Source organism: Mycolicibacterium litorale, assembly GCF_010731695.1.
Classification (GTDB): domain Bacteria; phylum Actinomycetota; class Actinomycetes; order Mycobacteriales; family Mycobacteriaceae; genus Mycobacterium; species Mycobacterium litorale.
This window is the reverse complement of sequence record NZ_AP022586.1, coordinates 4,382,430-4,401,846: the sequence shown is the minus strand read 5'-3', so window position 1 is coordinate 4,401,846 and position 19,417 is coordinate 4,382,430. Positions and strand designations below refer to the sequence as shown.

Annotated in this window: 17 protein-coding genes; 8 read left to right on the top strand and 9 right to left on the bottom strand. The window is 69.4% G+C overall.

Going from position 1 to position 19,417, the window contains the following annotated elements; genetic code table 11:
• Nucleotides 1-77: 77 nt before the first annotated feature.
• From G6N30_RS20915 to G6N30_RS20885, 7 genes are all read left to right on the top strand, one after another.
• Nucleotides 78-854, top strand: coding sequence for an NUDIX hydrolase (locus tag G6N30_RS20915; RefSeq protein WP_179965505.1), 777 nt, complete (start codon nucleotides 78-80; stop codon nucleotides 852-854).
• Nucleotides 836-3,295, top strand: a complete 2,460-nt coding sequence (locus G6N30_RS20910; RefSeq protein ID WP_134058810.1) for a DUF6049 family protein — start codon at nucleotides 836-838, stop codon at nucleotides 3,293-3,295. Before G6N30_RS20915 ends, G6N30_RS20910 begins: the two co-directional genes overlap by 19 nt.
• Nucleotides 3,292-7,086, top strand: coding sequence for a murein biosynthesis integral membrane protein MurJ (gene murJ, locus G6N30_RS20905; RefSeq protein ID WP_179965504.1), 3,795 nt, complete (start codon nucleotides 3,292-3,294; stop codon nucleotides 7,084-7,086). The genes G6N30_RS20910 and murJ overlap by 4 nt, the downstream gene beginning before the upstream one ends.
• 64 nt (nucleotides 7,087-7,150) lie before the next feature.
• The gene (gene sigM / locus G6N30_RS20900; RefSeq protein ID WP_134058807.1) at nucleotides 7,151-7,831 is read left to right on the top strand and encodes an RNA polymerase sigma factor SigM; all 681 of its coding nucleotides are present in this window, start codon (nucleotides 7,151-7,153) and stop codon (nucleotides 7,829-7,831) included.
• An 82-nt stretch (nucleotides 7,832-7,913) separates the two neighbouring features.
• Nucleotides 7,914-8,885 carry a thioredoxin-disulfide reductase gene (trxB, locus tag G6N30_RS20895; RefSeq protein ID WP_134058805.1) on the top strand — a complete coding sequence of 324 codons (972 nt, stop codon included), beginning with the start codon at nucleotides 7,914-7,916 and terminating at the stop codon, nucleotides 8,883-8,885.
• A gap of 32 nt (nucleotides 8,886-8,917) precedes the next feature.
• On the top strand, nucleotides 8,918-9,250 hold the full coding sequence (gene trxA / locus G6N30_RS20890; RefSeq protein ID WP_134058802.1) for a thioredoxin: 333 nt from the start codon (nucleotides 8,918-8,920) through the stop codon (nucleotides 9,248-9,250).
• Between the two features lie 145 nt (nucleotides 9,251-9,395).
• Complete coding sequence (locus G6N30_RS20885) at nucleotides 9,396-10,592, top strand: N-acetylmuramoyl-L-alanine amidase (RefSeq protein WP_134058799.1); 1,197 nt, start codon at nucleotides 9,396-9,398, stop codon at nucleotides 10,590-10,592.
• Here G6N30_RS20885 and G6N30_RS20880 read toward each other — a convergent pair.
• From G6N30_RS20880 to rpmH, 9 genes are all read right to left on the bottom strand, one after another.
• Nucleotides 10,579-11,355, bottom strand: a complete 777-nt coding sequence (locus G6N30_RS20880; protein WP_134058797.1) for an acetyltransferase — start codon at nucleotides 11,353-11,355, stop codon at nucleotides 10,579-10,581. The genes G6N30_RS20885 and G6N30_RS20880 overlap by 14 nt on opposite strands.
• A 218-nt stretch (nucleotides 11,356-11,573) precedes the next feature.
• Complete coding sequence (locus G6N30_RS20875; RefSeq protein WP_134058794.1) at nucleotides 11,574-12,566, bottom strand: ParB/RepB/Spo0J family partition protein; 993 nt, start codon at nucleotides 12,564-12,566, stop codon at nucleotides 11,574-11,576.
• Nucleotides 12,567-12,596: 30 nt separating this feature from the next.
• Nucleotides 12,597-13,595: a ParA family protein gene (locus tag G6N30_RS20870; RefSeq protein ID WP_407664666.1), complete on the bottom strand. Its 999-nt coding sequence runs from the start codon at nucleotides 13,593-13,595 to the stop codon at nucleotides 12,597-12,599.
• A 2-nt stretch (nucleotides 13,596-13,597) separates the two neighbouring features.
• Nucleotides 13,598-14,275 carry a 16S rRNA (guanine(527)-N(7))-methyltransferase RsmG gene (rsmG, locus tag G6N30_RS20865; RefSeq protein WP_134058788.1) on the bottom strand — a complete coding sequence of 226 codons (678 nt, stop codon included), beginning with the start codon at nucleotides 14,273-14,275 and terminating at the stop codon, nucleotides 13,598-13,600.
• A 60-nt stretch (nucleotides 14,276-14,335) separates the two neighbouring features.
• Complete coding sequence (locus G6N30_RS20860) at nucleotides 14,336-14,881, bottom strand: Jag family protein (RefSeq protein WP_134058785.1); 546 nt, start codon at nucleotides 14,879-14,881, stop codon at nucleotides 14,336-14,338.
• Between the two features lie 35 nt (nucleotides 14,882-14,916).
• A complete protein-coding gene (gene yidC, locus G6N30_RS20855; protein WP_134058782.1) occupies nucleotides 14,917-16,035 on the bottom strand; it encodes a membrane protein insertase YidC in 1,119 nt (372 codons plus the stop codon).
• A complete protein-coding gene (gene yidD / locus G6N30_RS20850; protein ID WP_234880305.1) occupies nucleotides 16,028-16,282 on the bottom strand; it encodes a membrane protein insertion efficiency factor YidD in 255 nt (84 codons plus the stop codon). The genes yidC and yidD overlap by 8 nt, the downstream gene beginning before the upstream one ends.
• A gap of 68 nt (nucleotides 16,283-16,350) precedes the next feature.
• Nucleotides 16,351-16,707 (bottom strand): ribonuclease P protein component, encoded by a 357-nt coding sequence (gene rnpA, locus G6N30_RS20845; protein ID WP_134058776.1) that lies wholly within the window; start codon nucleotides 16,705-16,707, stop codon nucleotides 16,351-16,353.
• Between the two features lie 21 nt (nucleotides 16,708-16,728).
• The gene (gene rpmH, locus G6N30_RS20840) at nucleotides 16,729-16,872 is read right to left on the bottom strand and encodes a 50S ribosomal protein L34 (RefSeq protein WP_005142265.1); all 144 of its coding nucleotides are present in this window, start codon (nucleotides 16,870-16,872) and stop codon (nucleotides 16,729-16,731) included.
• Between the two features lie 547 nt (nucleotides 16,873-17,419).
• Between rpmH and dnaA the strand changes: the two genes are divergently transcribed.
• Nucleotides 17,420-18,910, top strand: coding sequence for a chromosomal replication initiator protein DnaA (dnaA, locus tag G6N30_RS20835; protein WP_134058773.1), 1,491 nt, complete (start codon nucleotides 17,420-17,422; stop codon nucleotides 18,908-18,910).
• Nucleotides 18,911-19,417 lie beyond the last annotated feature (507 nt).

Sequence of the window (19,417 nt, the reverse complement as noted above, 5' to 3'; positions counted from 1 at the left end):
AGCCTAGAGGGTCACGGTACGGCTGCGACCGGCGAGTGTGGCGGGAGTGAAAGCACGTGGCAGCTACTATCGCTTGGGTGTCGGACGGCGAACAGCCCAAATCACGACGCCGCCGCGGGCGACGTCGTGGCCGACGCGCGGCCGGACCGCCCCAGGGCAGCGCCGAACGCACCGACACCGCCAACACCGACGCCGCCCCCCAGCCGACGGTCACGCCCACCGACCAGGCCAGGAAGTCCCGGCCCCGCCGACCCCCCGAACGGTTGCGCACCGTGCACGAGACCTCCGCGGGCGGTCTGGTCATCGACGGTATCGACGGGCCGAAGGACAGTCAGGTCGCGGCGCTGATCGGTCGCGTCGACCGGCGCGGCCGCATGCTGTGGTCGCTGCCCAAGGGACACATCGAGATGGGCGAGACGGCCGAGCAGACCGCGATCCGCGAGGTCGCCGAGGAGACCGGTATCCAGGGCAGCGTGCTCGCGGCGCTGGGCAGCATCGACTACTGGTTCGTCACCGAGGGACGCCGCGTGCACAAGACGGTGCACCATTACCTGATGCGCTTCCTCGACGGTGAACTGTCCGATGAGGACGTCGAGGTCACCGAGGTGGCCTGGGTGCCGCTCAAAGAACTGCCCAGCCGGCTGGCCTACGCCGACGAACGCCGCCTCGCCGAGGTCGCCGACGAACTCATCGACAAACTGCACACCGACGGCCCCGCGGCCCTGCCGCCGCTGCCCAGATCTGCGCCGCGGCGACGCCCGCAGACCCATTCGCACACCCGCAACCGTCGTCGTGACGAGTCCAGCCAAACCCCTCCCGGCCGGCGGACGAACGGATGCGGACAAGGGCCGTGAGAGCCGTGGCGGTGCCGCGGGTGCTGGCCGCACTCGTGCTGCTGCTGCTGACCGCCCTGCCGACCGCGCTGCCCAAGGCCGCCGCCGGTGAACCCGGTGCGGCCCCGTTCCTGCAGCTGCGCATCGACCGCGTCACCCCCGACGTCGTCACCACCACCAGCGATCCGCTGGTGACCGTGTCCGGCGTCGTCCGCAACATCGGCGACCGCACGGTTCGCGATGTCGTGCTGCGCCTCGAACACGCCCCCGGTGTCGACGTGTCGTCCGGACTGCGCACCAACCTGACCGGCAACGTCGACCAGTTCGATCCCGTCGCCGACTTCATCACCGCGACTCCCGAGCTGCCGCGCGGCCAGGAGGTGCCGTTCACCTTCACCTATCCGATCCGCGCGGCGGACGGACCGTCGCTGCGCATCGAACAGCCCGGCGTGTACCCGCTGCTGGTCAACGTCAACGGCACCCCCGACTACGGGGCGCCCGCCCGGCTGGACGACGCCCGCTTCCTGCTGCCGGTGCTCGGCGTCCCGTCCGAACCGGGCGCCGATTCGGCCGCCGAGACCCTGAACTCCGTCGTCCCTCCCGACACGTCGAAACCGGTCCGGCTGACCATGTTCTGGCCGCTGGCCGACAAACCCCGGCTGGCCGCCGGCATCCCCGGCGGGACTGCGCCGGTGCGGCTTGTCGACGACGAGCTCGCGACCTCGCTGGCGCCGGGCGGCCGGCTGGAGACGCTGCTCGCCGCCGTCGACTTCGCCACGAGCCCGACCGTCGACCCGGGCGGTGACGTGGGCCGAGCGCTGTGCCTGGCGGTCGACCCCGATCTGGTGGTGACGGTCAACGCGATGACGACCGGGTACGTCGTCAACGACGGGCCGGACGGCGGACCCACCACCCCGACCCGGCCCGGCACCGGCCAGGAGGCGGCGATCGGCTGGCTGAACCGGCTCAAGGCGCTGGCCCAGCGGATGTGCGTGGTGCCGACGCCGTACGCCCAGGCCGACCTCGACGCCGTTCAGCGGGTCGGCGATCCCGCGTTGAGCGCGATCGCCACGACCGGTGCGGCCGACATCGTCGACCGCATCCTCGGCGTCACCTCCACCCGCGGTGTCACGATTCTCGGCGACGGTCCGCTCACGGGCGGGGCCGCGCAGCTGCTGTCCGGGCAGGGCCGCACGGTGGCCGTCACCGCGGCGCCCCTGACCGCCCAGGACGACGCGACCGGGCTGGGTTCCTCCGCCGATCTCGAACCCGTGCGGTACTCCCCCAACCTGGTCACGATGCCGTTCGACCCGACCATCGGTGCGGCGCTGGCCGGTGCGGGCGCCGACCCGGCGGCGCCGTCGTACCTCCACTCCTCCCTCGAGGTCCCGCTGCGGCAGGACTCCCCGGTCGCGCGGCGCCAGAACGCCATCGGATCGCTGCTGTGGCGCGGGCTGCGGCCCGAGGTCGAACCCCGCACCGAGGTCGTGGTGCCGCCGCTGGTGTGGACGCTGCGCCCCGACGACGCGCAGGCCGTGCTGACCTCGGTCGGCACCGCCATCCGCGCCGGCCTGGCCCTCCCCCGGCCGGTGGGCGAGCTGATCGCCGACGCCGACGCCGTGCCCGCCGCCGCGGACGCCGGCTGGCCGTCCGCCGAGGCCGGCTCGCGCGGCCGCGTCGACGATGCGGTGACCTCGGGCATCGCCGCCACCAACGGCCGCCTCGCCGGACTGACCGCCGCGCTGGGCGTCGACGAGCGCACCGGACTGACCGGCATCGCGTACACCGCGCCGCTGCGCGAGGACATGCTGCGCGCGCTGAGCCAATCGGAACCCCCGGCCGCCCGTGAGGATCTGGCCAAGCAGCGGCTCTCGGTGGTGACCGACACCGTCGGGGACATGTTCGGCGCCGTGCGCATCATGAACCCGGGCGGCGCCTACACGCTGGCCACCGAACGCAGCCCGCTGCCGCTCGCGTTGCGCAACGACCTGCCGGTGCCGATCCGGGTGCGGCTGGCGGTCGACGCACCCCCGGGCATGTCGGTCGACGACATGGGCGAGATCAGCCTGCCGCCCGGCTACCTGCCGCTTCGGGTGCCGATCGAGGTGCACTTCACCCAGCGCGTCGCCGTCGACGTGACCCTGCGCACCGCCGACGGTCTCCCCCTCGGCGAAACGGTGCGGCTGTCGGTGCACTCCAACGCCTACGGCAAGGTGCTGTTCATCATCACGCTCAGCGCCGCGGCCGTGCTGGTCCTGCTGGCCGGGCGGCGCCTCTGGCATCGCTTCCGCGGCCAGCCCGACCCCGCCGACCTCGACCGCCCGAAACGGGCGACGGTCACCCGCACCGATGGAGTCCCGCTGCGCTCCGACCCGCTCGACACCGCAATCCGCCACGCACCGGATGACAGCCCGCGCCGCGCCGGTGCGCGCGGCGACCAACCCGTCGGCGACCAGAAATGAGCACCACGGGGTGGGACCGTGGCGCTCCACCCGACCCGCCACCACCCACGGCCGCCCCGCGCCGCATCCCGCCACGCCCGGGTACGGTGCGCCCGGATCCGTCCCGGCGTCCGCCGCCACCCCCGCCGCGCCAGCGGGTCCCGCGCAGCCCGGCGCCCCGCCGCAGAGCCGGCCGTCCGGAACTGTCCGACGCGGCGGTGGTGTCACGCTCGTGGGGCATGGCGGTGGCGACGCTGGTCAGCCGTATCACCGGATTCCTGCGGATCGTGCTGCTCGCCGCCATCCTGGGCGCCGCCCTGTCGAGTGCGTTCTCGGTGGCCAACCAGCTGCCCAACCTGGTGGCCGCACTGGTGCTCGAAGCGACGTTCACCGCGATCTTCGTGCCGGTGCTGGCCCGCGCCGAACGCGACGACCCCGACGGCGGAACCGCGTTCGTCCGACGGCTGGTGACGCTCGCGACGACGCTGCTGCTGGTCGCGACGGTGCTGTCGGTGGTGGGCGCCCCGCTGCTCGTGCGGTTGATGCTCGGCGACGACCCGCAGGTCAACAATCCGCTGACGACGGCGTTCGCCTATCTGCTGCTGCCGCAGGTGCTGTTCTACGGGTTGTCCTCGGTGTTCATGGCGATCCTCAACACCCGCAACGTGTTCGGCCCGCCGGCCTGGGCGCCGGTGGTCAACAACATCGTCGCGATCGCCACCCTCGGGCTGTACGTGATCGTGCCGGGCGAACTGTCGGTCGACCCGGTGGAGATGGGCAACGCCAAACTGCTGGTGCTCGGCATCGGCACGACCCTCGGCGTCTTCGCCCAGACCGCGGTGCTGCTCGTGGCGATCCGCCGCGAACGGATCAGCCTGCGCCCGCTGTGGGGTATCGACGAGCGGCTCAAGTCATTCGGCAGGATGGCCGCGGCGATGGTGCTCTACGTGCTCATCAGCCAGGTCGGCCTGATCGTCACCAACCAGATCGCCAGCGCCTCGGCCGCCTCGGGACCGGCGATCTACAACTACACCTGGCTGGTGTTGATGCTGCCGTTCGGGATGATCGGCGTCACGGTGCTCACCGTGGTGATGCCCCGGCTGTCCCGCAACGCCGCCGCCAACGACATCCCCGCCGTCCTCGGCGACCTGTCCCTGGCCACCCGGCTCACCATGGTGACGCTGATCCCGATCGTGGCGGTCATGACCGTCGGCGGCCCGGCGATCGGCACCGCGCTGTTCGCGTACGGGAACTTCGGTGAGACCGACGCCGGCTATCTGGGCATGGCGATCACCCTGTCGGCGTTCACGCTCATCCCCTATGCGCTCGTGCTGCTGCAACTGCGGGTGTTCTACGCCCGCGAGCAGCCGTGGACGCCGATCATCGTCATCATCGTCGTGACCTCGGTGAAGATCATCGCCTCGCTCGCGGCGCCCGCGCTGACCGACGACCCGGACCTGGTGGCCGGCTATCTCGGGCTCGCCAACGGGCTCGGCTTCCTCGCCGGTGCGGCAGTCGGTTACATCCTGCTGCGGTCGAGCCTCAACCCGCCCGGTGGCCGATTGCTCGACGTGCAGGTGATCCGCACGATCCTGGTGACCGTCGCGGCGTCCCTGCTGGCCGGGCTGCTCGCCTACGTGGTGGACCAGTTGTTCGGCCTGGAATCGCTGACCACCGACGGCGGCGGCCTGGGCTCGCTGGTGCGTCTGGCGGTGATGGGTGTGATCATGCTGCCCGTCATCGTCGGTGTGCTGCTGGCCGCCAAAGTGCCCGAAGCGGCGGCCGCCGTCGCGTTCGTGCGCCGACGTCTCGGCCGCCGCCAACCGGTGTCCGCGCCGTCAATATCTCGGCCCGACCAAGCGCGGTCCGCGGACGCCTTCCCGTACTCTGACCACAGGAGTGCAGGTCCGGTACGGGGGATTCGGGGCCCCGCGGCCGGCTGGAGTGAGCCTCCGGTGCGGGGTACTTCGGTGCGTGGTGCCGGATCAAACATGTGGAGAGGACCAGCGGTGAGCGACGACTCCGCGGGCGATTCCGCCGCACCGCCGGACAACGCTGCGACGACCAAGATCTCGCGGCCCGCCGCGGACCAGTTCTCGCGGCCCGCCGCGGACCAGTTCTCGCGGCCCGCCGCGGACGACTATTCGCGGCCCGCCGCGGACGACTTCCTTCCCGACGTCGCCGACGTCCCCGACGACCGGTCGGCCACCACGGAGATGCCGATGTCCGGGCGGCCGCCCGCCGACTACGGCGGCGATCCCACCCGCGAATCGCTGCCCTTCGACGCACCGCGCGAACCCCCCGTGGAGGCGGCCACGTCCGAGGAGGACATCCACCTCATCCCGGGTGCGATGATCGCCGGCGGCCGCTACCGGCTGCTGGTGTTCCACGGCGGCCCGCCCAACCTGCAGTTCTGGCAGGCGCTCGACACCGCGCTCGACCGGCAGGTGGCGCTGACGTTCGTCGACCCGGATGCCACCCTGCCCGACGAGCGCGTGCAGGAAATCCTTTCGCGCACACTGAAACTCAGTCGTCTCGACATGCCGGGCGTGGCCCGTGTCCTCGACGTCGCCAACACCGGATCCGGCGGCCTCATCGTCTCGGAGTGGATCCGCGGCGGATCGCTGGCCGAGGTCGCGGCGACCGCACCCTCCCCCATCGGCGGCGCCCGCGCGATGCAGTCGCTGGCCGCCGCGGCCGAAGCCGCGCACCGGTCCGGGGTGGCGCTGTCGATCGACCACCCCAGCCGGGTCCGCGTCAGCATCGAAGGCGATGTCGCGCTGGCGTTTCCGGCCACCATGCCCGACGCCACCCCCGAGGACGACATCCGTGGCATCGGGGCCGCGCTCTACGCGCTGCTGGTCAACCGGTGGCCGCTGCCGGAGACCGGCGAGCCCAGCGGACTCGCGCCGGCCGACCCGGATCCGGCGGGCAACCCGGTCGAACCGCGCGCGGTGGACCGCGAGATCCCGTTCCAGATCTCGGCTGCGGCCGCGCGGGCCGTCCAGCCCGACGGCGGAATCCGCAGCGCGCCCACCCTGCTGAACCTCCTGCAGCAGGCCACCGCCGTCGCCGACCGCACCGATCTCATCGCTCCGGTCGACCGGCCGGACACCGGCAGCGGCTCGCGCTTCCGCGCCGGCCCCGACGACGACCCCGAAGCCCACGCTCGCCGTAAACGCGGTCTGATGGTCGGCCTCACCGTCGGCGGCGTGATCGTCGTGGTCGCGCTGATCGTGCTGGCCACCGTGCTGAGCCGGATCTTCGGCGACGTCGGCGGCGGTTTCGACGGTGACGAACTCGGCCTCAACGCACCGACCACCTCCGCCGAAGCCGACGGCGCCAGCCCGGGCGCGGGCAACGTCATACGCCCGGTGCGGGCGACCGTGTTCTCCCCCGACGGCGGCGCCGACTCCCCCGACCAGGCCGGCAACGCCATCGACGGCAACTCGACCACGGTGTGGCCCACCGACACCTACTCCGATCCGAACCCGTTCCCGAACTTCAAGAACGGGGTCGGGTTGATGCTGGAACTGTCCCAGCCCACGACGCTGAGCTCGGTCGACATCAACGTGTCCTCCACCGGCACCTCGGTGCAGATCCGGTCGTCCGAGTCGGCCGAACCGTCGTCGCTCGACAGCACCACCGAGATGACGCCGTCGACCCCGCTGCGGACGGGCAACAACACCATCCAGGTCAGCGACGCCACCCCCACCTCCTACGTGCTGGTGTGGATCGACAAGCTCGGCACCGTCAACGGCGAGAGCCGCACCGACGTCTCGGAGATCACGCTGAAAGGCACCACCTCCTGAGGGTTATCCACAGGACGGTGAACTCGTGCCCGGAACCACCCGGAAGTGCCCTTAGTGTTCGGCTGTGGGGAGCTGCGACGCCGTCGGCCGGTCCGACGCCCAACTGCTGGCCGCGCACGTCGCGGGTGACCGCTATGCGTTCGAAGAGCTGTTCGTCCGCCACCACCGCCAACTCCAGCGGCTCGCGCTGATCACCAGCCGCAACCACGAGGACGCCGCCGACGCCCTGCAGGACGCGATGCTCAAGGCGCACCGCAACGCCGCGACGTTCCGGCACGACTGCGCCGTGAGCAGCTGGCTGTACCGCATCGTGGTCAACGCGTGCCTCGACCGGCTCCGGCGCGATCGCCACCTGGTCACCACCGCCCTGCACGACGACATCAGCCCACTCGGCGACCCCACCGCCCGCGTGGACACCGCCATCATGGTGGAACGGGCGCTGCTTCGGCTGCCGGTCGAACAGCGCGCCGCGATCGTCGCAGTCGGCATGCAGGGGTATTCGGTCGCCGAGACCGCCCGCATGCTCGGTGTCGCGGAGGGCACCGTCAAGAGCCGCTGCAGCCGGGCGCGGGCCAAACTCGCCGAGACGCTGCGCGGCCTGCACGAGCCACCCGCCACGCCCGGGCGGGGCTGCCCCACCGTGCCCCGGCCCCGGCACGGGACGTCCGCGCGCGGCAGCCGCCACCCGTCGATCGAACGCGCCGTCATGCATGCGAGCGCGTGCCCGCCCGCCGGCCGCCCGTAGCGTGGGCCTGCACGCGTGCGGGAACACCCGGACCTAGGCTGGTGTTGTACCCGTGCCGGTGCGAAACGGCAGAAAGGCTCACATGACAACCTCATCGACGGTTCACGATGTGATCATCATCGGCTCCGGCCCGGCCGGTTACACGGCCGCCGTGTACGCCGCCCGTGCGCAGCTCAAGCCGCTGGTGTTCGAAGGCAGCCAGTTCGGCGGCGCCCTCATGACCACCACCGAGGTGGAGAACTACCCCGGTTTCCGCAACGGCATCACCGGTCCCGAGCTGATGGACGAGATGCGCGAGCAGGCGCTGCGCTTCGGCGCCGACCTGCGGATGGAAGACGTGGACGAGGTCTCCCTCGACGGCCCGGTCAAGACCGTGACCGTCGGCGACGAGACCCACCGGGCCCGCGCGGTCATCCTCGCGATGGGTGCGGCCGCCCGCCACCTCGGCGTCCCCGGTGAGGATGCGCTGCTCGGTATGGGCGTGAGCACCTGTGCGACCTGTGACGGCTTCTTCTTCCGCGACCAGGACATCGCCGTGATCGGCGGCGGTGACTCGGCGATGGAGGAGGCGACGTTCCTCACGCGGTTCGCCCGCAGTGTGACGGTGATCCACCGCCGCGAGGAGTTCCGCGCCTCCCGCATCATGCTCGAGCGTGCCCGCGCCAACGAGAAGATCACGTTCATGACCAACACCGCGGTCACCGAGATCGAGGGCTCCCCCAAGGTGACCGGTATCCGCTTGCGCGACACCGTCTCCGGTGAAGAGACCAAACTGGCGGTCACCGGCGTGTTCGTCGCGATCGGCCACGTCCCGCGGTCGGACATCGTGCGTGGTCAGGTCGACGTGGACGAGGACGGTTACGTGCGCGTCGAGGGCCGCACCACGAACACCTCGATCGAAGGTGTCTTCGCCGCAGGCGATCTCGTGGACCGCACCTACCGGCAGGCCATCACCGCCGCGGGCAGCGGCTGTGCGGCCGCCATCGACGCCGAGCGTTGGCTGGCCGAGATCGGCGTCGCCCCAAGCGATCAAGAGATCTCCGCACCGATCTGACACACCTCCATTCCGACCTCTTAGGAGCACCCATGGCTGACAACAGTGCCACCGTCACCGTCACCGACGACTCGTTCTCCGACGACGTGCTGACCAGCAGCACGCCTGTGCTGGTCGATTTCTGGGCCACCTGGTGCGGACCGTGCAAGATGGTCGCCCCGGTGCTCGAGGAGATCGCGAGCGAGAAGGCCGGCGCGCTGACGGTCGCCAAGCTCGACGTCGACGCCAACCCCACCACCGCCCGTGATTTCCAGGTGGTGTCGATCCCGACGATGATCCTGTTCAAGGACGGTGAACCGGTCAAGCGGATCGTCGGTGCGAAGGGTAAAGCGGCGCTCCTGCGCGAGCTCACCGACCTGCTCTGAGGCACGGCGGCCCGGTTCCGTTCCGCCTGGCGTTTTCCGGAATCACGGAATCGTCTGAGAGAATGGCTCCCGGGTCCATCGTGCATATGTCGGCGCCGCACGGGTACTGACAGCCAGAGCTGAGGGGCCAGCCGAAGGGGCGAGTATGTCGAGTCTGCGTCACGGTGATCGCGGGGCCGCGGTCACCGAGATCCGCGCAGCGCTCTCCGCCCTCGGGCTGCTGGAGAGCGCTGACGACGACCTCACGACCGGAAGGCACGTCGTCGCCGACTATTTCGACGATGACCTCGACCAGGCGGTGCGCGCCTTCCAACAGCACCGCGGTCTGCTGGTGGACGGTATCGTCGGCGAAGCCACCTACCGGGCGCTGAAAGAGGCGTCCTACCGTCTGGGTGCGCGCACCCTGATGCATCAGTTCGGCGCCCCGATGTACGGCGACGACGTCGCGACGCTGCAGGCGCGGCTGCAGGACCTGGGTTTCTACACCGGTCTGGTGGACGGCCATTTCGGTCTGCAGACCCACCACGGGCTCACGTCCTACCAACGCGAGTACGGGCTGTACCCCGACGGCATCTGCGGTCCGGAAACCCTGCGCTCGCTGTACTTCCTCGGCTCCCGCGTCACCGGCGGCTCGCCGCACGCGATCCGGGAAGAGGAACTGGTGCGCCGCTCCGGTCCCCGGCTGTCCGGGAAGCGGGTCATCATCGATCCGGGCCGCGGCGGCAGCGACCACGGACTCATCATGAACGGGCCGCAGGGTCCGATCAGCGAAGCAGACATCCTGTGGGACTTGGCCAGTCGCCTCGAAGGCCGCATGACGGCGATCGGCATGGACACCTTTCTGTCCCGGCCGGCCAACCGCAGCCCCTCGGACGCCGAGCGCGCCGCGACCGCGAACACCGTCGGCGCCGACCTGATGATCAGCCTGCGCTGCGCCGCCCAGCCCGGCCCCGCCGCCAACGGCGTGGCGTCGTTCTACTTCGGCAACTCGCACGGCTCGGTGTCGACCATCGGACGCAACCTCGCCGACTTCATCCAGCGAGAGGTCGTCGCGCGCACCGGGTTACGCGACTGCCGCACCCACGGTCGCACGTGGGATCTGCTGCGCCTGACCCGGATGCCCACCGTGCAGGTCGATGTCGGCTACATCACCAACCCGCGCGACCGGGAGTTGCTGGTGTCCAATCACACTCGCGACGCAGTCGCCGAGGGCATCCTCGCCGCGGTCAAGCGCCTGTACCTCCTCGGTAAGAACGACCGTCCCACAGGGACATTCACGTTCGCCGAACTGCTGGCGCACGAACTGTCCGTCGAACAGGCCGGCCGGCTCAGCTCGAGCTGACCGGTTGCTTCGCCGACAACACCGCACTGCCCGCGCCGACGGGCTGCTGCAGTTGCGCTGACTCCAAAAGACGTTCGAGCGCCGCTTCCACATCAGCCTTCCAGCCGAGGCCCTGCTCCAGCTCGAGACGCAACCGGGGGAAGTAGCGGTGCGGGGAGACGACGGTGAACCCGACCTGCTCCAGGAAGTCGGCCTCGACCATGCACTGGTGCACCGAACAGTCACCGAGGGTCTCCACGACCGGCGTGAGTTCCGCGGGTACCGCCCGGGGGTCGAGGAGCTCGGTCACCGCCTCGGTTCGGCCGAAGGCCTCCAGGGCCCGGACACCTCGCCGCACCAGATCGCCGACGACCGACGTCAGCAGGGTGTGCGGCAGACCGGCGGCTTCGTCACCCTGCTCCGCCCCCACCGTCGTCAGCAGCACGGCGTCCGCGCTCACCGGCCCGGTCGGGAAGAGTCCGGCGCGCGGTACCGCCCGCGGCGGCGCGTAGAACGCGTAGCCGACGCACGGCTCCTCGGCGGACGGGTCGGTCGCCGCCGCTTCGTCGCTCATCGCCTCCGGACACAGCACCGCCACCTGTCCGCATGAACCCCACTCGAGCATGACCATCGACAGCCATGCTTCCTTCTCGAACTCGGGGTCGGACAGGTGATCGTCACGGCTCAGCGTCGACGGGTCCACCTCCCAGAACACGCAGCGGCGTGCGTGCTTGGGAAGCTGCTCGAAAGCTTCCAGACGCAAGGGCGTGATTCGTGACGCCACTAGGCTCCCCGCTTCTCGTGCGCTGCGAACGGGCGCGACTCGGTCTCCAGGATAGGAGAGTCCGCCGCCGGCGGCGCTGTCAGTCTCCCGTGCGGGCGCTGAGCCGTCGATGTGACCGAAAACCGTTGCTGCGCAGACGGTCTGCTCGCAGTCGGCGTGACCCTGCGGTGCGCGTCGTGGCGTGGTGTCACAGTGACGTAATGCCCCCGTGTCCTCGGTCAGTCCTTCGCCGAGTTCATCAACTCGACAATCCGCTGCAGATCGTCCACCGACCCGAACTCGACGACGATCTTGCCTTTCCGTTTGCCCAGGCTCACCGTGACGCGGGTGTCGAACGCCGTCGACAGCTGCTCAGCAACGTCCTGCAGACCCGGCATCTGGATCGGCTTGCGCCGCGGCGCCGGCGGGGCGGCCGGGTCGCTCCGGTTGGCGAGGGTGACCGCCTCCTCCGTCGCGCGGACCGAAAGACCCTCGGCGACGATACGGGCGGCGAGTTCCTCCTGCCGCTCCGGACCCCCCTCGAGCGCGAGCAGGGCACGGGCATGCCCGGCGGACAGCACCCCGGCCGCGACCCGGCGCTGCACCGCGATCGGCAGGCGCAGCAGGCGGATCATGTTCGTGATGAGCGGCCGGGAGCGGCCGATCCGGGAAGCCAGTTCATCGTGGGTGACCCCGAACTCGTCGAGCAGCTGCTGATACGCCGCCGCTTCTTCAAGGGGGTTGAGCTGTACCCGGTGGATGTTCTCGAGCAGCGCGTCGCGCAGCAGGTTGTCGTCGGCGGTCTCGCGCACGATGGCGGGGATCGCGGTGAGGCCCGCCTGTTGGGCGGCCCGCCACCTGCGCTCCCCCATGACGAGTTGGTAGCGCGGGCCGGCGTCGGTGGGTTCGAGGGCGCGGACCACGATCGGCTGCATGAGTCCGAACTCGCGGATCGAGTGCACGAGTTCGGAGAGTGCCTCGTCGTCGAACACCTGCCGCGGCTGCCGCGGGTTGGGTTCGATGGCCGATGGGTCGATCTCGCGGTAGACCGCGCCCACCTCGGCGACGGGCGGCACCGTCGCCGGCCCGCCGCCGATCACGACGTCGGCGGCAGCGCTGCCCATGCGCGGTCCGCCCAGCGCGGCGGCGCTGCCGTCCTCGTTGGGTCCGGTCGGGATGAGGGAGGCCAGGCCGCGGCCGAGGCCGCTCCGCTTACGACTGGGCTGCGTCATGTCCTTCTTTCCTTCGCGCACTGACGATCATCAGCGGGTGCCGGCCTGGGGTGCTCCCCGCTCCGCCAACTCGCGGCTGGCGTCGAGGTAGCTCATCGCACCCCGCGATCCGGGGTCGTAATCGAGGATCGTCATCCCGTAACCGGGGGCCTCGGAGACCTTCACGCTGCGGGGGATCACCGTCCGCAGCACCTTGTCGCCGAAGTGGGCGCGCACATCCTGGGCCACCTGATCGGCCAGGCGGGTCCGACCGTCGTACATCGTCAGGATCACGGTCGACACGGTGAGCTCCGGATTGAGATGGGACTTGACCATCTCGATGTTGCGCAGCAGCTGGCCCACCCCCTCCAGGGCGTAGTACTCGCACTGGATCGGAATCAGCACCTCGGGGGCCGCCACCAAGGCGTTGATGGTCAGCAGTCCGAGGGACGGCGGGCAGTCGATGAAGACGTAGTCGAAGTCGTAGTGCTTGAGTTCTGCCAGCGCGGTCCGCAGTCGGCCCTCGCGCGCAACCATGCTCACGAGTTCGATCTCGGCGCCCGCGAGATCGATGGTCGCCGGGATGCAGAACAGCCGCTCGCTGTGCGGGCTCCGCTGCAACGCCTCCTGCACCGGGATGTCTCCGATCAGCACCTCATATGACGACGCGGTCCCGGGCCGGTGTTCGATACCGAGCGCCGTGCTCGCATTGCCCTGCGGGTCGAGATCGATCACCAGAACCTTGAGGCCCTGCAGCGCCAGCGCCGCCGCGATGTTCACCGCGGTGGTCGTCTTCCCCACCCCGCCCTTCTGGTTGGCGATGGTGAAGACGCGCTGGCGTTCGGGCCGGGGCAGACCGCCGCGGGTGGCCGAGTGCAGGAGGCGCACCGCGCGCTCGGCCTCGGCGCCGATCGGGGTGTCGATCACCGCGTCGTTCTGCCAGTCCTGTGCGGCCGCGGGCGGGGCTTCCCTCGGCGTGGTCGGCCATGTTTCACGTGAAACACGCCCGCCGCCGCGCGGCGCCCTCGATCCGTCCGGACCCTCGCCCATGCTCATCTCCTACCCGATCGCCCCGGTCGGCCGCGGCCCTTGACCGCCGTGCCGCGTTCTGCCACGACCACGGTGGCGGGCGGATCCACATAGTCCGCGCCACATCTCACCACCCGGACGTCGACCGCGCCAACCCGGACGAGCACTCGCCGGTTCTCGTCGATCTCCGCCTCGGAACGTGCGCCCTTGAGGGCCAGCATCCGTCCACCCGGACGCAGCATTGCCATGCTCCACGTCGCCAGCTTGTCGAGTGAGGCGACGGCACGCGATGTCACCACGTCCATCTCCCCCACCTCGAGCTGGACCGCCGGCTCCTCGGCGCGGCCGCGGACCACCCGTACCGGGATCCCGAGCATGTCCACCACCTCGCTGAGAAACTCGCTACGCCGAAGCATGGGCTCGATCAGCGTGACATCGACATCCGGACGCGCCAGCGCCAACGGTATCCCGGGTAGCCCGGCGCCGCTGCCGATGTCGGCGATCCGCTCCCCCGCCTCCACGAGCTCCCCGAGCGCGGCACTGTTCAGCACGTGCCGCTCCCAGATCCGGTCCGTCTCTCGCGGCCCGATCAGGCCGCGTTCGACGCCTGCGGTCACCAGGAAGTCGGCGTACCGCTCGGCCAGCTCGAGGCGCTCACTGAACACCGCCTCCGCGGCGGGCGGCGGCGCGACGTGTTTCACGTGAAACATCCCCCTGCTGTCGGCTGCGACCGGACCGTGAACTACACCGATGTAACTCGATCAGTCGGCGAGAACGACGACCCGGCGAGACGGCTCCACGCCTTCGCTCTCGCTGTGCACCCCGTCGACGGCCGCGACGGCGTCGTGCACGATCTTGCGCTCGAACGGCGTCATCGGGGCGAGCTCTTCACGCGCGCCGGTCTCGAGCACACGGCGGGCCACCTTCTCCCCCAGCGCGGCCAACTCATCCCGGCGACGCCGACGCCACCGGGCGATGTCGAGCATCAGGCGGCTGCGCTCGCCGGTCTTCTGGTGGACGGCCAGCCGTGTCAGTTCCTGCAGCGCGTCCAGCACCTCGCCCTTGCGGCCGACCAACTTGTTCAGGTCACTGCCGCCGTCGATGCTCACCACCGCACGGTCACCCTCGACGTCCAGATCGATGTCGCCGTCGAAGTCCAAGAGGTCGAGCAACTCCTCCAGGTAGTCGCCCGCGATCTCGCCTTCGGCGACCAACCGGTCCTCGAGGTCATCCTCGACGGCCTCGCTTTCGGCTCCATCACGGGTCTCGATGTCCTCTGCCCGCTCAGTCGTATCAGCGTCAGTCATGTCTGTTTCTCCCTCTCCCGCCAGTCCCGGACTGGTCAACGCTTGCGCTTCTTCGGCCGGGCCCCCGGCCTCGGCGTTCGGTTCGCGGTCTGCCCGCTACTCGGTTTGGGGGCGGCGCCGTTGCCGGCGGCCTTGGCGGCGGGTCCGCTCGCCACGCCATCGGTCTCGCCCGCGGACGCCGCATCGGTGACCGCGGCATCGGTCGTCTCGTCGCCGACAGCATCTGCGGTGTCCTGCGCTTTGCGCCCACGCTTCGGCTTGGCTCCCGGGGCAGGCGCATTCGCCGCACGGCGCTCGAGCGCCTCGGCCTTCTTCGCCTCTTCTTCCTTCTCGATCTTGTTGAACACGTAGTGCTGCTGACCGTAGGTCCAGATGTTGTTCGCGAGCCAGTACATGATCACCGCGAGCGGCAGGAACGGGCCGCCCACCACCACACCGAGCGGGAACACGTACAGCGCAAGCTTGTTCATCAACGCGGTCTGCGGGTTGGCCGCAGCCTCCGCTGTCTGACGGGCCACCGACGCCCGGCTGTTGAAGTGCGTCGCGATACCGGCCAGCAGCATGATCGGCACGCCCACCGCCACCACGGCCACGCGGTTGAATTCGGTGAACGCCTCCAGACCGTGCTGCTGGATCATCGTCGCGCCCAGCGGTGCACCGAACAGGTTCGCGTCCAGGAAGTGCCCGACGTCGGTCGCGCTGAACAGATAGTTGGGGAGGCTGCGGTTCTCCTCCACGGACAGACCCAGTCGGCCGATCCCGGTCTGCGTCCGGTTGAAGGACATCAGCACGTGGTAGAGCCCGAGGAACACCGGGATCTGCGCGAGCATCGGCAGACAGCCGAGGATCGGGTTGAACCCGTGCTCGCGCTGCAGCTTCTGCATCTCGAGCGCCATCCGCTGGCGGTCCTTGCCGTACTTCTTCTGCAGCGCCTTGATCTGCGGCTGCAGTTCCTGCATCTGCCGAGTGGTGCGGATCTGCCGGACGAACGGCTTGTAGAGGATGGCGCGCAGCGTGAACACCAGGAACATCACCGACAGCGCCCAGGCGAAGAAGTTGTCGGGGCCGAGGAGGAAGGCGAACGCCTTGTACCAGACCCACATGATCGCCGACACCGGGTAATAGATGATGTCGAGGCTGAACCAGTTAAACACGCGACTTGCTCCTGACGGGGTCGGCGGTGACGTCCGCACCGCTGCGGTCTTCGGGCGGCGCGCTCGCCGCGGTCGGCCGTTCGGGGATCGGGTCCCATCCTCCCCGATGCCAGGGGCCGCACTTCGCGAGCCGGACGAGCGACAGCCACCCTCCGCGCACCAACCCGTACTCGGTCAGCGCGTCGACGGCGTACTGGCTACAGGTCGGCGTGAACCGGCAGGACGGCAGGCGAAGCGGGGAGATCATGTGGCGATACAGCTGGATGAGGTAGACCACGGCCCTGGCCGCGGAGGTACTCGCCCGTCGGAACGCGGTCACGCCGACGCCCCGACGCGGGGCCGGGCTCGGCGCAGCGCCTCGGACAGTTCGTGAGTGAGCCGGGCCGACGATGCGGCGCCGGCACCGGGCAACGCGCGGATCACCAGTCGGTGTCCGGGCTGCAGTTGATCGAGCATGGGATAGACGCTGTGCCGCAGCCGACGCGAAACCCGGTGGCGTACCACGGCGTTACCGACCGCCTTCGAGACCACCAGACCGATTCGCGGGCCGGTCGGATCGTCGGCGTCGTTCGCCATGTGCACCACGAGGTCGGGTTGCGCCGAGCGCACCCCTTTACTGACTGTGGTACTGAACTCCGTCGACCGGGTCATCCGGTACCGAGCCGGAAGCACCGCGTGAGATCCTGCGTCGACTCACGCAGTCAGAGAACGGCGGCCCTTACGACGGCGGCCCGTGACGATCGCCCGGCCGGCACGAGTCCGCATCCGCAGCCGGAACCCATGCACCCGCGCGCGACGGCGGTTGTTGGGCTGGAACGTCCGCTTGCCCTTGGCCACGGCAATCTCTCCTCGTTACGTGTGGCGTCCGCATACCACCGGTATGTCGTTCCGGTAGAACACGTTCGCCGTTGTTAAGCTCGTGCATCTTGCTGCTTGCCGGCGCGGTCTCCGCCGAGCGGATCGCAGCCGTATCGCCACGTGCGGGCGACTGTTCGAGGGTACTGACGAGATTTGCCTGGGTCAAACCTCGCTGCCGAGCCCTCGAATCGTTGACATTCGTCACATTCTTCACCGTGATTTCGCGCGCTCAAATATGAGGCCGCTCAATGTCGTCGAACTGTTGGCACTCCGAGAGAAAACTGTTAGCTTCTGGCAATGCCGTTTCGCACCAGGAACGGCCGCCGACAACGAAACGAGGACCCGCCGGCCGCGAGCCCACAGCCGCTTCACCCGCTGTGCCGAGCCCCGTCCCGGTGGTGTCCCAACCGGTAGACAACAGAACGACGACGACTGCCCGTTCTCCACAGGTTGTGGATAACTTTGTGGACAGCTTGTCTTCGTTCAATTGGTCGTCTCTGGATCGACCGCGAGGGGGTAGCCGTCATTGACCGCTGACCCGGACCCACCCTTCGTCGCCGTCTGGAACAACGTCGTCGCCGAACTCAACGGCGACAGCGCCCCCGGCGGGGTCCGCAACGGTGACGGCGCGCTGCCGACCCTCACGCCGCAGCAAAGGGCCTGGCTCAAACTGGTCAAGCCGCTGGTGATCACCGAGGGGTTTGCTCTGCTGTCGGTACCGACCCCGTTCGTGCAGAACGAGATCGAGCGCCACCTGCGTGAACCGATCATCACCGCGCTCAGCCGCCATCTCGGCCAGCGCGTCGAACTCGGTGTCCGGATCGCCACGCCCTCCCCCGAGGACGACGATCCGCCGCCGCCTCCGGTGATCACCGACCCCGACGAGGTCGACGAGGACACCGAAGCGCGCGTCAGCGCCGAGGAGAGCTGGCCGCGCTACTTCAGCCGGCGCCCCGCGGAGAGTCCGGTCGCCGAGGATCCGAACGCGGTGAGCCTCAACCGGCGCTACACCTTCGACACGTTCGTCATCGGTGCGTCCAATCGGTTCGCCCACGCCGCGACGCTGGCCATCGCCGAAGCGCCGGCGCGGGCCTACAATCCGCTGTTCATCTGGGGCGAGTCCGGCCTCGGCAAAACGCATCTGCTCCACGCCGCAGGCAACTATGCCCAGCGTCTCTTCCCCGGCATGCGCGTGAAGTACGTCTCCACCGAGGAATTCACGAACGACTTCATCAACTCGCTGCGCGACGACCGCAAGGCCTCGTTCAAGCGCAGCTACCGCGACATCGACGTGCTGCTGGTCGACGACATCCAGTTCATCGAGGGCAAGGAAGGCATCCAGGAGGAGTTCTTCCACACCTTCAACACCCTGCACAACGCGAACAAGCAGATCGTCATCTCCTCCGATCGGCCACCCAAGCAGCTGGCCACGCTGGAGGACCGGCTGCGGACGCGGTTCGAGTGGGGGCTGATCACCGATGTGCAGCCGCCTGAACTGGAGACGCGGATCGCGATCCTGCGCAAGAAAGCGCAGATGGATCGGCTCGACGTCCCCGATGACGTCCTCGAGCTCATCGCCAGCAGCATCGAGCGCAACATCCGCGAACTCGAAGGCGCGCTGATCCGCGTCACCGCGTTCGCCTCGCTGAACAAGACGGCGATCGACAAGTCACTCGCCGAGATCGTGTTGCGCGATCTCATCTCCGATGCGAGCACGATGCAGATCTCGACGGCCGCGATCATGGCCGCCACCGCCGAGTACTTCGAGACGTCGATCGAGGAGCTGCGGGGCCCGGGCAAGACGCGCGCGCTGGCCCAGTCACGCCAGATCGCGATGTACCTGTGCCGTGAGCTCACCGATCTGTCGCTGCCCAAGATCGGGCAGGCGTTCGGCCGCGACCACACCACGGTGATGTACGCGGAGAAGAAGATCCGGGGCGAGATGGCCGAACGCCGCGAGGTGTTCGATCACGTCAAGGAGCTCACCACCCGCATCCGCCAGCGCGCCAAGCGCTGACCCTGCGCGGCGTCGCGAGTTCTCCACCAAGGCTGCTCGTGCGGCCGATCCACGACCCCCACCTCGAACTGGCGGGCCGACATTTCTCGATTTCACGCCGCCGGAGACCATCCGGCGGCCTTCTGTCACGTGTCGAAAGCGCCCCGTCCCCCCTCGGGCGCGAAAAAATTTCGGTCTCGGTTGTCACATCCGTCACTCATCGGCGGTGTGCACAACGCTGGGGACAACATGGTGAGCGATCGGTGCAGCAGTGGCGTGGAATCACACAACTGCGCCGCGTTACACAGCCGGCGCGGCCGCCGCCGCGATTCGTCCACAGCCACCGCACAGGTCGACACGCATGCCAGGCTGGGCCGACCGGTGTTCATCCCCAGTCTCCACAGCCCCTAATACTGTTACTTGTCTATCTCTCTCATCTTCTCTCTAGAACAGAGGGCTTGGGGACACACCTGACCGTCCCACCCGACCCGGTCGGGCTGCGCGAATGTCAGCCCGATCGATTAGCTT

What these genes read in the sequence shown, in the direction of transcription:
- G6N30_RS20910 (WP_134058810.1), top strand. Translation starts at nt 836, where the DNA reads ATGCGGACAAGGGCCGTGAGAGCCGTGGCGGTGCCGCGGGTGCTGGCC.
- murJ (WP_179965504.1), top strand. Translation starts at nt 3,292, where the DNA reads ATGAGCACCACGGGGTGGGACCGTGGCGCTCCACCCGACCCGCCACCA.
- trxB (WP_134058805.1), top strand. Translation starts at nt 7,914, where the DNA reads ATGACAACCTCATCGACGGTTCACGATGTGATCATCATCGGCTCCGGC.
- trxA (WP_134058802.1), top strand. Translation starts at nt 8,918, where the DNA reads ATGGCTGACAACAGTGCCACCGTCACCGTCACCGACGACTCGTTCTCC.
- G6N30_RS20885 (WP_134058799.1), top strand. Translation starts at nt 9,396, where the DNA reads ATGTCGAGTCTGCGTCACGGTGATCGCGGGGCCGCGGTCACCGAGATC.
- G6N30_RS20875 (WP_134058794.1), bottom strand. Translation starts at nt 12,566, where the DNA reads ATGACGCAGCCCAGTCGTAAGCGGAGCGGCCTCGGCCGCGGCCTGGCC.
- G6N30_RS20870 (WP_407664666.1), bottom strand. Translation starts at nt 13,595, where the DNA reads ATGGGCGAGGGTCCGGACGGATCGAGGGCGCCGCGCGGCGGCGGGCGT.
- G6N30_RS20860 (WP_134058785.1), bottom strand. Translation starts at nt 14,881, where the DNA reads ATGACTGACGCTGATACGACTGAGCGGGCAGAGGACATCGAGACCCGT.
- yidD (WP_234880305.1), bottom strand. Translation starts at nt 16,282, where the DNA reads ATGATCTCCCCGCTTCGCCTGCCGTCCTGCCGGTTCACGCCGACCTGT.